Origin of the sequence: Vagococcus sp. CY53-2, from assembly GCF_022604695.1 — a bacterium.
Taxonomy (GTDB): domain Bacteria; phylum Bacillota; class Bacilli; order Lactobacillales; family Vagococcaceae; genus Vagococcus.
In genome coordinates this window covers 27176-40473 of the sequence record NZ_JALAHP010000002.1, presented here as the reverse complement: position 1 = coordinate 40473, position 13298 = coordinate 27176, and the positions used below count along the sequence as shown (strand labels likewise).

At 32.8% G+C, this 13298-nt stretch carries 17 protein-coding genes; 8 read left to right on the top strand and 9 right to left on the bottom strand.

Annotation, left to right across the window (positions count from 1 at the left end; all coding sequences use genetic code 11):
- The first annotated feature begins 19 nt into the window (after positions 1 to 19).
- From MN581_RS03980 to lrgB, 4 genes are all read left to right on the top strand, one after another.
- A complete protein-coding gene (locus MN581_RS03980; RefSeq protein WP_241699246.1) occupies positions 20 to 1789 on the top strand; it encodes a sensor histidine kinase in 1770 nt (589 codons plus the stop codon).
- Positions 1790 to 1803: 14 nt separating this feature from the next.
- Positions 1804 to 2532, top strand: a complete 729-nt coding sequence (locus tag MN581_RS03975; protein WP_241699245.1) for a LytTR family transcriptional regulator DNA-binding domain-containing protein — start codon at positions 1804 to 1806, stop codon at positions 2530 to 2532.
- A gap of 153 nt (positions 2533 to 2685) precedes the next feature.
- On the top strand, positions 2686 to 3114 hold the full coding sequence (lrgA, locus tag MN581_RS03970) for an antiholin-like murein hydrolase modulator LrgA (protein ID WP_117972401.1): 429 nt from the start codon (positions 2686 to 2688) through the stop codon (positions 3112 to 3114).
- Complete coding sequence (gene lrgB / locus MN581_RS03965; RefSeq protein ID WP_117972400.1) at positions 3114 to 3800, top strand: antiholin-like protein LrgB; 687 nt, start codon at positions 3114 to 3116, stop codon at positions 3798 to 3800. Before lrgA ends, lrgB begins: the two co-directional genes overlap by 1 nt.
- A gap of 55 nt (positions 3801 to 3855) precedes the next feature.
- Here lrgB and MN581_RS03960 read toward each other — a convergent pair whose 3' ends face one another.
- Complete coding sequence (locus tag MN581_RS03960; RefSeq protein WP_117972399.1) at positions 3856 to 4836, bottom strand: polyprenyl synthetase family protein; 981 nt, start codon at positions 4834 to 4836, stop codon at positions 3856 to 3858.
- 128 nt (positions 4837 to 4964) lie between these two features.
- On the opposite strand from MN581_RS03960, the gene MN581_RS03955 reads away from it, so the two are divergent.
- Positions 4965 to 5867 carry a prenyltransferase gene (locus MN581_RS03955; protein WP_241699244.1) on the top strand — a complete coding sequence of 301 codons (903 nt, stop codon included), beginning with the start codon at positions 4965 to 4967 and terminating at the stop codon, positions 5865 to 5867.
- 390 nt (positions 5868 to 6257) lie between these two features.
- Here MN581_RS03955 and MN581_RS03950 read toward each other — a convergent pair whose 3' ends face one another.
- Genes MN581_RS03950 through MN581_RS03920 form a run of 7 tightly spaced genes read right to left on the bottom strand, consistent with a single transcriptional unit; the run spans position 6258 to position 9877 of the window.
- Entirely contained in the window at positions 6258 to 6374 is a 117-nt protein-coding gene (locus MN581_RS03950; RefSeq protein WP_117972397.1) for a putative metal homeostasis protein, read from the bottom strand.
- A 3-nt stretch (positions 6375 to 6377) separates the two neighbouring features.
- Complete coding sequence (locus MN581_RS03945; RefSeq protein ID WP_241699243.1) at positions 6378 to 7358, bottom strand: GTP-binding protein; 981 nt, start codon at positions 7356 to 7358, stop codon at positions 6378 to 6380.
- 6 nt (positions 7359 to 7364) lie between these two features.
- Positions 7365 to 7745 (bottom strand): hypothetical protein, encoded by a 381-nt coding sequence (locus MN581_RS03940; RefSeq protein ID WP_117972395.1) that lies wholly within the window; start codon positions 7743 to 7745, stop codon positions 7365 to 7367.
- Positions 7746 to 7761: 16 nt separating this feature from the next.
- Positions 7762 to 7923 carry a 50S ribosomal protein L32 gene (gene rpmF, locus MN581_RS03935; RefSeq protein WP_071456271.1) on the bottom strand — a complete coding sequence of 54 codons (162 nt, stop codon included), beginning with the start codon at positions 7921 to 7923 and terminating at the stop codon, positions 7762 to 7764.
- A gap of 18 nt (positions 7924 to 7941) precedes the next feature.
- Positions 7942 to 8211 carry a 30S ribosomal protein S14 gene (gene rpsN / locus MN581_RS03930; RefSeq protein WP_071456270.1) on the bottom strand — a complete coding sequence of 90 codons (270 nt, stop codon included), beginning with the start codon at positions 8209 to 8211 and terminating at the stop codon, positions 7942 to 7944.
- Positions 8212 to 8225: 14 nt separating this feature from the next.
- Positions 8226 to 8378, bottom strand: a complete 153-nt coding sequence (gene rpmG / locus MN581_RS03925) for a 50S ribosomal protein L33 (RefSeq protein WP_117972393.1) — start codon at positions 8376 to 8378, stop codon at positions 8226 to 8228.
- A 14-nt stretch (positions 8379 to 8392) separates the two neighbouring features.
- Positions 8393 to 9877 carry a zinc ABC transporter substrate-binding protein AdcA gene (locus tag MN581_RS03920; protein WP_241699392.1) on the bottom strand — a complete coding sequence of 495 codons (1485 nt, stop codon included), beginning with the start codon at positions 9875 to 9877 and terminating at the stop codon, positions 8393 to 8395.
- 389 nt (positions 9878 to 10266) lie between these two features.
- On the opposite strand from MN581_RS03920, the gene MN581_RS03915 reads away from it, so the two are divergent.
- A complete protein-coding gene (locus MN581_RS03915) occupies positions 10267 to 10740 on the top strand; it encodes an S-ribosylhomocysteine lyase (protein WP_241699242.1) in 474 nt (157 codons plus the stop codon).
- Positions 10741 to 11018: 278 nt separating this feature from the next.
- Here MN581_RS03915 and MN581_RS03910 read toward each other — a convergent pair whose 3' ends face one another.
- Positions 11019 to 11564 carry an NADPH-dependent FMN reductase gene (locus MN581_RS03910; protein WP_117972391.1) on the bottom strand — a complete coding sequence of 182 codons (546 nt, stop codon included), beginning with the start codon at positions 11562 to 11564 and terminating at the stop codon, positions 11019 to 11021.
- A 189-nt stretch (positions 11565 to 11753) separates the two neighbouring features.
- On the opposite strand from MN581_RS03910, the gene MN581_RS03905 reads away from it, so the two are divergent.
- Complete coding sequence (locus MN581_RS03905) at positions 11754 to 12476, top strand: nucleoside phosphorylase (RefSeq protein WP_117972390.1); 723 nt, start codon at positions 11754 to 11756, stop codon at positions 12474 to 12476.
- Between the two features lies 1 nt (position 12477).
- On the top strand, positions 12478 to 13179 hold the full coding sequence (gene pnuC, locus MN581_RS03900) for a nicotinamide riboside transporter PnuC (RefSeq protein ID WP_241699241.1): 702 nt from the start codon (positions 12478 to 12480) through the stop codon (positions 13177 to 13179).
- Positions 13180 to 13298 lie beyond the last annotated feature (119 nt).

Here is a 13298-nt window from a genome sequence, read left to right as displayed (position 1 = left end):
ACTAAGGAGTTTTAATATTATGATAGAGCTATTTATCCTAATGATGGAGCGTGTGGGTTTAATTATTCTACTTGCTTTTTTATTAGTAAACGTCCCCTACTTTAAAAAAATACTATTAAGCCGGGATAAGTATCAATCAAAGTTACAGCTTGCAATCATTTTTAGTTTATTTGCCATTATTTCAAATTTTACTGGAATCGAAATCAAAGACAATCAAATTGTTCCCAGTAGTATTTTAACGAATTTACACGATAATGTTTCCATAGCCAATACAAGAACATTGGCGATTGGTGTATCTGGTATTGTGGGTGGACCCTTTGTTGGGGGAATAGTCGGCTTGATTGCTGGAACACATCGATTCATCCAAGGAAGTCACTATAGTTTGTTTTATATCCCCTCTTCCCTTCTAGTTGGTTTTTTATCTGGTTGGCTTGGAAAAAAACTTACTAAAAAAGGACAATTTCCTACTGCGACTCAAGCTGCTTTTATTGGAGCTTTTATGGAAGTCGTTCAAATGTTATTTATTATGCTATTTAGTGGTGGAAATTTACAACAAGGGATAAACTTAGTAAGCTTTATTGCCTTTCCTATGATTATATTAAATAGTACGGGAACTTTTATATTCTTATCTATTTTAACCACTACCTTACAACAAGAAGAACAAGCCAAAGCCGTTCAAACACATGATGTATTAGAGTTGGCAGCTGCGACACTTCCTTACTTTAGAGAAGGTTTAAATGAACATTCAGCACAAGAAGTTGCAACTATTATTCAGCATTATACTAAGGTGAGTGCTATTAGCTTAACCGATACTCACCAAATACTTGCTCATTATGGTGCGGGCAGTGATCATCATATTCCTGAACTAGAAGTAATTACCGAATTATCAAAAGATGTATTAAAACATGGTAAACTCTCCATTGTTCATCATAAAGAACAGATTGGGTGTTCAAACCCAAATTGCCCTCTTAAAGCGGCAATTGTGATTCCTTTGTTTGTTCATAAAAAAATTGTCGGCACACTAAAAATGTATTTTACTGATGCTAGTCAACTTACTCATGTTGAAGAACAACTTGCTAAAGGTTTGGGGACTATTTTTTCTACACAAATCGAGTTAGGTGAAGCAGAAGTCCAATCCAAATTATTAAAAGAAGCAGAAATTAAATCCTTACAAGCACAAGTAAATCCACATTTTTTCTTTAATGCGATTAATACTATCTCTGCTTTAATGAGAAAAGATAGTGATAAGGCTAGAACGCTCTTGCTTCAGTTAAGCACTTATTTTAGAGGGAATTTGCAAGGCGCAAGACAAACACTCATCCCTTTGAAACAGGAATTAGCACAAGTAGATGCCTACCTATCACTAGAGCAAGCACGATTTCCAAATCGCTACACGGTTACTTTTGATGTTGATGATACCTTGATACACTACTTGGTTCCTCCATATGCCGTCCAAATTTTAGTAGAGAACACCATTAAACATGCCTTTGGGTCAAGAAAAGAAAATAATTACGCTCATGTTTCAATCTATAAAAAACAAGCAAAATTGATTATCAGTGTGAAAGATAATGGCTTAGGTATCCCTGATGAGAGATTAACCCATTTAGGAAAAGAATCCGTTATTTCAGAAAAAGGAACTGGTACAGCACTAGACAACCTTTCAAAACGGATGACTAATTTATTTGGTGAACAAGCTGAGTTTAATGTAAAGAATAATATAGATAGTGGTGCAATGTTTACTTTAACTATGCCACTAATTGAAACAAATAATTCAACCACTTTAAGTTAAAGGAATGATAATTTATGACACATGTCTTACTTGTTGATGATGAACCTCTTGCTCGCGAGGAACTCGCTTATTTAGTGACACAACATCCTAATATTTCATCCACTGCCGAAGCTGATTCTGTTGAAGAAGCAATGGAACAAATAATGGATAAAAAACCAGATATTATTTTTTTAGATATTCATTTGACTGATGAAAGTGGGTTTGATTTAGCTACTAAATTAAAAAAATTAAAGAAACCTCCTTATCTGATTTTCGCTACTGCCTATGATGACTATGCGTTAAAAGCGTTTAAAGTCAATGCCATGGATTATATTTTAAAACCATTTGATGAGACTATTGTCCATGAGGCGCTTGATAAAGCCATTTCTATCATTAAACCTTCTAACACCTCTCCAAAAAAGAAAACAGAGTCAATTGACGCTATTCCTATACAAGGTGAGGACCGTATTTTCTTAATTCATCCAAACGATATTTACCTAGTTTCTGTTGAAGACAAAGAACTCAGCGTCCATACAGAAAGTGAAACCTATCAAACTAGCGGTAGTTTAAGTAAAATCGAAACACGATTACCAACAGATATTTTTATCAAAACGCATCGAAGTTTTATGTTAAATACAACAAAAATACAAGAAATTCAGCCATGGTTTAACAATACATTACAAGTTACACTAGATAATGGATTAAAGGTGCCTGTCAGCCGATCATACGTCAAACCATTCAAAGAAATGATTGGCTTATCTTAAATAAAATCACTGCCATTTTGCTTCATGCATTTTAGGAGTGATTTTTTGTATTATACGCTTACATTTTTACGTTTCACGTCAAACACCACACAAATCAGCGTTTCTAACCTATACTCAATGTATCAAATGAATCAGTCAAAAGGAGTTTTTCAAATGGAAAAAAAAGTTTATTCATTCTTACACCAAGCCTTTATTTTTGCAGCCATTATGCTTATCTCTAAAGGAATTGCCTTTATCTTACCTATCCCTATGCCTGCATCTGTTATTGGGTTAATTCTTCTGTTTGTCGCATTAAGCACTAATGTTGTAAAACTAGAACAAGTTGAAGGTTTAGGAACGAGTTTAACTGGTATTATTTCTTTCCTATTTGTTCCTTCTGGTATCTCTTTATACAACTCATTAGATATTTTAAAAGTTTACGGTGTGCCAATTTTAGCAGTCATTTTTATTGCAACTTTTGTCATTCTTGCTATTACAGGTTGGAGTGCATCTTACCTATTAGAAGTTAAAGAAAAATCTGGCGCTAAAGAGAGAAAATTAGCCTTTCTTAAAAAACAACAATTAGAGGAGGTGCAAAGATAATGACCCCATATATCGGTATTGTTATTTCATTCGTTGCTTTTGGAATTGGAACATTCTTATTCAAAAAAACAAATGGCTTTTTCTTATTCACCCCATTATTTGTTGCCATGATTTTAGGTGTCATCATATTAAAAGCAACTGGTATCAACTACGAACAATATAATCAAGGTGGAACAGTCATCAGTTTCTTCTTAGAACCTGCAACCATTGCTTTTGCTATTCCTCTATACAAAAAAAGAGAGTTGTTACAAAAATATTGGGTGGAAATAGTGGCTGCGATTACAATAGGATCAGCTGTATCTGTCACAAGTATTGTTGCTGTTGGAAAATTAATTCGTATGCATCCACAAATGATGGTCTCTCTCCTACCACAAGCAGCAACAACAGCTATTGCCGTTCCAATTTCTGAATCAATGAATGGGATTGTGTCTTTAACCGCTTTTGCCGTTATCTTTAATGCCGTAATTATTTACGCCACTGGTAAGATGGCCTTAAAGTTCTTTCATATCAACAACCCTATTGCTAAAGGATTAGCTCTTGGATCTGCTGGACATGCACTAGGTGTGTCAGTTGGGATTGAACTAGGTGAAACAGAAGCAGCTATGGCTAGTATTTCTATGATTTTAGTGGGAGTCATTACTGTTATCGTGGTTCCTCTTTCCGCCAGTTTATTACAACTAACTTAATCAACTAAACAAACATCATCTAACTTTCTCCTACTTAAAAGTTAGATGATGTTTTTTAATTATTTCTATCTAAAAGTACTTCTGTTACATGATACAAAATATCTTTTTCTGCAATATCTGGTAATTTTTTTATGCTTGTTAGGGCTTTATTAGTGAATCGCTCTGCAATCATCTCAGCTTTTTCTATGCCTTTATATTTTTCGATTAGTTGCTGTACTTCTTTCATCTCTTGATTAGACAACTCTGTCTTTTTCTCTAGATAAGGTAAAAATGCTGCACGATTTTCATTCATTGCTAAAATAAGTGGCAGTGTATAATAACCATTTTTCATATCTTCAAAAACAGGTTTCTGCATGTCTTCTTCTGTCGATTTATAATCAAGAATATCATCCATAATCTGAAATGCCATTCCAATATTATATCCAATTCGTTTAGCCTGTAATTGAATTATCTTAGAAGCATGAGCATAATGCGCTCCTTCATAGCAAGAAAATTCAAATAACTGAGCCGTTTTACCTTTAATATGTTGGAAATATTGTTTCACTGTAATATCTGTATTATAGCGTAAATTCATTTGATCTAACTCTCCAACTAAAATACGTTTCATACTTTGGGCATTTAACGCGATAGTTTTTAAATCACTTGTCGCATTAGTCAATAAATGAAAATACACTGTAAATAAAAAATCTCCTGTATAAACAGCAATATCTTTACCATATAATGCCTGAACAGATGGCATTGAGCGACGAACCGGAGAATCGTCAATAATATCATCATGAATAAGCGTTGCAACATGGAGTATTTCTAATGAGGCTGCCATACGATAACGTTTTTTATCTGATTCTATTGTGCCAAATTTTGAAAACAATAAAAAATATGCTGGGCGTAATAATTTGCCACCAGCACCAAAAAATAATTGCAGTGTTGCAGTAATCTCTTTGTTTCTGATTTTTACTGATTTTTCCATGACACGCTTTGTTTCAATCAAATCTTTTTGGACAGCAGGATACATTTCCCACAATGGATGAACAATCATAGCGGCCTCCTATAAACTTATATAATGTACAATAAACAAGTAATCATAAAATGATAATCACTCATTTTTGAAAAATACCTACTCTAACAGTATAATAAACAGTGGATAAAATGTGAAGGAGTTTACGAATGAATTTTAAAGTATTTGCCGAATTAATCGAGCTGAAAGCAAAAGCAGCGAGTATTTTCCCTTTTATCATGGGATTTTTATATTCATGGTACCACTATCAACAAGTCAAACCAATGTATATGCTCTTATTTTTCATCTCAATGTTATTATTTAATATGGCTGTCGATATATTAGATAACTACATGGACTATCATAATGCGACTGATGTGCACGACTATAAAGAAGAAACCAATATTATCGGGCGAGAAAATTTATCACTCACTCTTGTAAGAAATATGATGATTGGGTTGATTGTCTCTTCTGCTATTATTGGTGTATATCTTGCGTCTCAAACAAGCTGGGTCATTTTATGGTTAGGAATGTTTAGTTATTTCATTGGGATTACCTATTCAGCTGGACCAAAACCACTTTCTAGCCTTCCGGTTGGTGAAGTGACTTCTGGTGTGACAATGGGGATTGTGATTCCTTTAATCTGTGTTTACTTGAACGTATTTGATATTTTACCATTTGATGGTCAGTTTATCATTCAAGTAGCGATTTTATCACTACCAACTGCTCTAGCCATTTCAAATCTTATGTTAGCTAATAATACATGCGATGTGGAAGAAGACGTTTTAAACAACAGACACACACTTGTATACTATATCGGAAAAAAACGAGCTGTGTCACTATTTAAATTACTCGTGATTTTATCATTTGTATTTGCCACGCTTGGTGTGGTGTTAAATATCGTTCCCATCACGTTACTTGGTATTTGGTTAATTTTTCCGAAGATTTGGAAAAATACTATGATTTATTCGAAAGAACAAATCAAAACAAAAACATTTCCATTAGCCATTAAAAATTTAGGTATGATAGCCATCACACAAGTAGTTTTATTCTTTGTCGGTTTATGGGTTTAAAACTTCTTAGCTAACTAAACAAAAAACACCTACAGAAAAGGGAATAACTGTAGGTGTTTTTATAGTCTATACTTCAATTAGGAGGAAGATAGATTAATTGATAAGCATACAATTAATAGCGGCAACTTTAATTGTGTAACTCTTATCTATGAACCTAGTATAATACGGTGATAAAAAAATAAAATACCACAAATCGGCTATCAATAAACCAATTTGCGACATTTTTTATTTACTTCATTATATGAACGTTATGGTATTTGTTATAACCAAATATCATATGCTTCCTCCTATTTATTGATAATATTTTTTATATTCTACCATAAATAAGAAAATTGAGATTCATTATCAATTAAAAAATAAAAACGCCTTGATTAAATCAAGGCATTTTGACTATTTTCCACGTTTATTTCTTTTGGCTTCTTTAATAATTTTTAGTGCACGTTTTTTTGTTTTAATATTAGGACTACTTAAACGTCTATAGGCACTCGACACATCTGTTTTTTCCATTGATTAGTCTCCCTCTGTTGATTTTTCTATCACTAATTGAAATGCTTGATTAATGTCATCTTTATCGATATTTTTACCGATGATAACTAACTTATTGTCATTGTCTTCTGTTAAACGATTAGTCAAATTAAAATTTAATAACTGATTCACACCTTGAATTTCTGTTTGAAAGTCTTGATCAGACACATTGACAAAACCTTTTATTCTATAAATAGATTCCTGATAGTTCATCATTAACCAAGAAAGCCAATTGTGTAATAAACCTTCTTTAACATAACCTGATTCAGATATAATCATTGATTCAAATTCATGATGATGGTGATGATGGTGATGATGGTGTTCTTCTTCATCATCGATTGATTGATTAAATAAATGATTTCCTAGTACCAAATCAGCTAACTCTGAAGATGATTGAATTAATGAAAACTCGTATATATCTGCTAGTGGATTAATTTCTTTTAGTTGCTCTTTCATTTGATTCATACTATCTTTATTCGTAACGCCTTTTTGTGAAATCAATAGTCGGTCTGACATAACAAGTTGCTTTGTCGCTTCATGATGTTGGAGGTTTTGTTCAATATTCTCAGCATCTACAACCCCAATAACACCATCCAAATAAAAATAAGGCTGTAAATTAGGGGTACCCACAATCGTTTGAATAATTGGTTGTGGATCAGACACGCCACTTGTCTCAATAATAACTTGTTTAATTGGATAATCTTGTGTTACAAACACATCTAACACTGCTGTTAATGCATTTAACAAATCACCACGTAAACTACAGCAAATACACCCACCGTTCATCTGTACAATATTTTCTTTTGAATGAATTAATAACTCATGGTCAATTCCTGCTTCACCAAATTCATTTTCTATAATGACAACCTCTTCAGGTGCTAGATCACTCCCTTTAATGACTTGATTAATTAATGTTGTCTTTCCTGAACCTAAAAATCCTGAGATAACTGTAATTGGTATACCCATATCCCTCTACCTTTCTGATAAATATTCAGTAATTTGTAGCCTATCATCATAACTCATATTTTCAGATAAAAGATGATCTTTTAACAATTCTTTAAACGAAAGTGAGATTTCCCAAAAACCATCAATCTTTTGAAAAAGATTGACGTCGTATCGTTTAAAAACAGGATACAGAGTCAAAAAGTCTTCAAAGGACAGGTCTTCTTCTTCATAAAAGTCTTTTACCCAACCCATATCTAATGCTTTTTCAGTTGGGAGGCCCTGTTCTGTAATAATTCCTACCTCAATCATATGCTGATACATCCTAATTTTATCTTCCATCTCAATATTCTTTTCATCAAAATGATAAGATAAACTATCCTCAACAAGTGGTGGATAAATAATATTCATCTAGATTCACCCCCTACTAAATGACTTTTCTACCTTTATAGTAACCATCACTTGATACATAGTGACTGCGTTTATATACTCCTAATACACTATCATAAGACACTGTTGATGATAGTTTTTTATGTGTTTGTCGCGCATTTTTCTTAGCTTTTGATGTTTTTCTTTTTGGAACTGCCAAATTGTTTCCTCCTCTTTTTTACCAACTTGCTTTTTTAACGCCGGGCAATTGTCCCTTATGTGCAAGTTCTCTAAATGTAATACGAGACACGCCAAACTTACGCATATAAGCTCTTGGTCTACCATCTGTTTCATCTCTTAGCTTTAATCTATTAGGATTTGACTCTTTAGGTAGTTTACGTAACCCCTCATAGTCCTTATTTTCTTTTAATTCTTTCCTTATTTCTGCATATTCTGCCACTAATTTTTTTTGTTTTTCATATTTGGCTATCTTAGATTTTTTTGCCACTTTATTCAGCTCCTTTATTTTTTGGTCTCTTTAAATATCACATGCTGTCTAAGCTTTGGAGAATATTTTCTTAACTCCAGTCGTTCAGGTGTGTTTCGTTTATTCTTACTTGTTAAATACAATCGTTCTTTTGTTTCAGAACATTCTAATATAATGGGTGTTCTCATACATCTCTTCCTTTCTAATGAGCCATCATTTCTTGTGCGACTTCTTTTCCAGATAATTCTTTAGGATAATAAGTTGGCCAGTTTTCAAGTTCTTTATACAGTGCCTCTTGACTATCATTGCCAAAGTACAAATGGAAATGAGCTGATTTAGTATCCGTGATTTCATGGTCGCTAAACTGAACATACTTAAAAGCCCCTTGACTAGGATCTGTTGCCTCAAAGCAATATCTCACACCACGGTTTCCTTTTTCATAAGTTAAAACTTTTTGACCAATATACTTATATTTTGAGCTCATTTTTTTACCACTATCATCAATAAAAGTCATCGTTGAATCTGTAATATCAATTTCTTTAATTGATGTTTTATACCCTGACTCATAATACTTTTTATATTCTTCAGCCGATTTATCTTTTTTCATTTTAGCTTTGTAATCAAACACTTGATCTAATGTGCCCTCTTTTAAAAGTGGGTAAACTGACTGCCAACTTCCTTTCCAATTTGATAATGGTCTATCCTGTATTTGACTATCCTCAAAGTATCCTGCTTGTACTGTTTTTTCAGGTGTTTTACTTACAATAGATTTTGTCGTTTCTTCGCCAGTAGTTTTACGCAAAGCTGTTAGATTTTTTTCCATAGTCGAAACATAGTTTTCACCTTTATCAATCTCTTTTTGACTTAGCCCCTCTAACGGATTTAATACTAGTAATTCCACACCAGTTTCTTTTGCCAATGTTTTAGCAATAGCATCTGTTGCATTAGATTCAAAATAAATATACTTAATATCATTCTCTTTCACATACTTATTTAGTTCAGCTAATCTAGCTGGCGATGGTTCTTCATCTGGAGAAAGACCAGAAATTGGTACTTGTGTTAAACCATATTCCAATGCTAAATAACCAAATGCTGCATGCTGTGTCACAAAACTTTTTTGTTTAGCGTTCTTTAATGTATCTTGATACGACTTATCCAAAGTAGCCAATTTTTTTAAGTACTTATCAGCATTTGTAGTAAATATTTTTTCTTTGTCTGGATATCTTTTTATCAGTTGATTGCGAATTTCTTCGACTTCTTTAATTGCTAAACTAGGTGCTAACCAGACATGTGGATCTAGTTCATGTGAGTGCCCCTCCTTACCGTGTTCATGATGGTCATGTTCTTCTTCGCTTCCAGGTAGTAATACCATATTTTCAGTTGCTTTTATCTTTGTTACGTTTCCCTCCTTTAATACTGATTCAACGGAAGGTACCCACGTTTCCATATTTTCATTATTATAGACAAAGACATCACTATCTTGTATTTTCTTTAAATCCTTAGCTGATGGTTCAAAATCATGTGCTTCAACTCCGGTTGGAACAATCATATCCACTTCTCCAGCATCACCTACAATTTCTTTCGTAAATTCATACATTGGATAAAATGTGGTGGCTACTTTTATTTTGTCAGTATTTGTCTGCTCAGTTTTAGCAGTCGAGCATGCTGCAAGTAACCCTCCCATCATTATCCATGACATACCTAGTACTATTTTTTTCTTCATCCAAAAACCCTACCTAACTCTTTAACTTTTAAATCGTAATTATTACGCTTTATATTTTTGAATATTATCAAATATTTTTTTTATTGTCAACTAGATTCTTATTTTTTTTAATATTCAGTAGTTGATTACATATCTACAACAAAAAGAAAATGATCTTTATTTATGATGTTAAAAAAATGACCTTTATTTATGATGTTAAAAAAATGATTTTTTTTAACATGTGATTAACTTGTTTTTAAAAAATAGATTTTTAGCGGATTTTTCAACACCTTATTGACACTTCTTAAAAAAAGGTTATCCTTGAGGTATCATCTAAAAAATGACTTTTTATAATACTGAAAGGAATGATATAAATGGCAGAAGTAGAAAGTTTTACATTAGACCATAATAAAGTTATCGCACCGTATGTTCGAGTGATTACAACAGAAAATGGAAAAAAAGGAGATTCAATCACAAATTACGATTTACGATTTGTTCAGCCTAATAAAGGAGAAATGCCTACAGGTGCTATTCATACTTTAGAGCACTTATTAGCTGATTTATTAAGAGATCGATTAGATAGAATCATCGATATTTCACCATTTGGTTGCCGAACTGGCTTTCACTTAATTGTGTGGGATAACTACCCAGCTGATGTTGTAGCAAAAGCGTTAAAAGAAACATTAACTCAAATTGTAGAAGAGATTTCTTGGGAAGATGTCCAAGGAACTGATGCTAAAAGTTGTGGAAACTATAAAGATCATTCATTGTTTTCTGCAAAAGAATGGGCTAAAACTGTATTAGATCAAGGAATCAGTACAGATGCTTTTGAACGAAAACCTATTTAAAATATTCCTCTATTAGATAACCTCTCTCACTTTGGTAAGGTTATCTAATATTTTTTTATGAATACCATAGTATTTTATGAATACCATAGTAATAGATTATTCATCTACAACCGAATACGATACAAGGGGTAAAATAAACAAAATGGTAATGCATGACATTAGCATTGATGTATAAATATCATGTTAGAGGTTTCTATATATTTTTTATGACATAACACCATCCTTAAAGACAAAAAAACTATCACAGTCATTTACTGTGATAGTTTTTTTGTCTTTAACTAAGCAAATTTTGCTGCAAATTCACTAAATTGTTTTCCAGCATTTGCTAAAAATTGTTTTGTATCATCATTTGTTGGTTCTAAGTTTTCATCAAACAACTGATCGGAATGACCAATGTACAATTCAGGTTGTTGCATAGTTGGCATATCTAAAAATACTAATGACTGTCTTAACACATGATGTGCTAAGACACCTGAAATACCTGAAATAGATTGAGAAGCAACAAGTGCTGGTTTTTTAGCCCATACATTTTGTCCCCATGGTCTTGAAGCAACATCTAATGCATTTTTTAAAGCAGCTGGTATACTTCTGTTGTGCTCTGGTGTGACAAAAATAATGGCATCTTGTGCAGCGACTTCTTCTCTAAAACGTGTGTATTCAGCAGGTGAGTTGGCATCTAAATCTTGATTGTACAAAGGTAAATCACTGATGTTGATGAATGTTACCTCTGCGCCATTTGGTAAACCTTTTACTATTGCCTTTGCTACCGCTTCTGAATAAGAATTTTTTCTTGTTGAACCTACAATAACTCCGTATTTTTTCATAATGATTATCTCCTTATATACACTTACATTTTGTAAGTTTTATTATGTTATTATAGTAACACCGTCTTTTTATTAGTGCAATTTATTTGTCTCGGACTATTTTAAAAATTTATTATATCTTTTTATTTTTTTAGTGTATTATATTATCTAAAGAAATAACTACTAAACGTTTTTAAGAAAGGAAATCTTATGACCAAACAAGCACATATCCAACTAGAAAAAATGAAACAAGTTTCAAAAGCAATTATTGTCGGTGATCCAAAACGGGTCGAACGTGTCGCTTCATGTTTAGAAAACGTAGAGAAACTTAGTGATAATCGTGGCTACATTTCTATTAAAGGTGACTACCAAGGCGCTTCTATTTTAGTCATTGCTACCGGCATCGGTGCTCCTTCCACAGCAATTGTTGTAGAAGAATTAGCTAACATTGGGATTGATACTATTATTCGGGTAGGAAGTTGTGGAGCCATGCAACACAATATTCCACTCGGTGCCTTAATTATTCCGACAGGGGTTGTTCGCGATGAAGGATTGACAAAAAAATATGTTCCTACTGATTTTCCTGCTGTTGCAAACAATGAGTTACTATCTAGCGCAAAAAAATTTTTACCAAATGGTTATTATGGTATTACTCGTTCGCATGATGGATTTTATATGGAAAATAATGCCGAAACGGAAAAATATTGGTCTCATTTTGGTATTTTAGGTGCCGATATGGAAAGTAGCGCTCTTTATGTTTTAGGTAGCTTAAAGGGTATTCGTGCCCTTTCTATCTTAAATAATGTAGTTCTTTACGAAGCCGACTTAAGCGAAGGTGTCAACAGTTTAGTAAATGAAGAAGATGCTGTTGCAAAAGGTGAAATGGATTCAATAAAACTTGCTTTAACGATTTTAAATGAGGTGGGAAATTAAAATGACTGATACAAAACATTCATGGATTTATAATCAATTATTTGTTGGTTGGAAGCCATTTGAAGTAAAATACGTTTCTGTTTTATTATCTCTTCAACTGATTGTTTTTATGATTTCTCCAGACTCAGTTATCGGAATGATTAGTGGAGTTGCTGGTGTTATCTGTCTGGTTTATGGGATGAAAGGGCGAAAAATCACGTTCTTATTTGGTATTATTCAATGTCTTGCAATGACGTATATTGCTTGGCAGAGTCATGCCTATGGCTCATTTGTCATGAATATTATTTATGTTATCTCACAACCAATTGGCTGGTTTTTATGGGGTAATGATGAAGCTGTGCATGAATTCAAACCTAAAACAAAACAGTTCCTATTTTTAGGAAGTGTGATTGCTTGGGTCATTGGTTGGATTGTCATTGGGAATTTTGGTGGGCAACTACCATATATTGATAGCGCAAACCTTGTCATATCTTTAATTGCACAAACTCTTTATATTTTCAAATACAAAGAAAACTGGTTATTATGGATTTTTGTCAATATTGCCAATCTATTATACTGGTCACTACTTGCCTTTAATTCATGGACAGGAAAATCAGATATCGGCTCGTTAGGGATTTATCTTTCTCAAATTGCTCTACAAGCTGCACTTTTATTTAACAGTGTTTATGCTAATAAAGTTTGGAAAGATTATGAAACTAATTAATAACAACGAAAGACTCAATTTAGAGTCTTTTTTTAACGTGCATTTATTTAGTATTTTTTTATTCATCGTGTACTCTTAAATCAATCGTGATTTTCAACATCATTAAAGGAGAGATAATA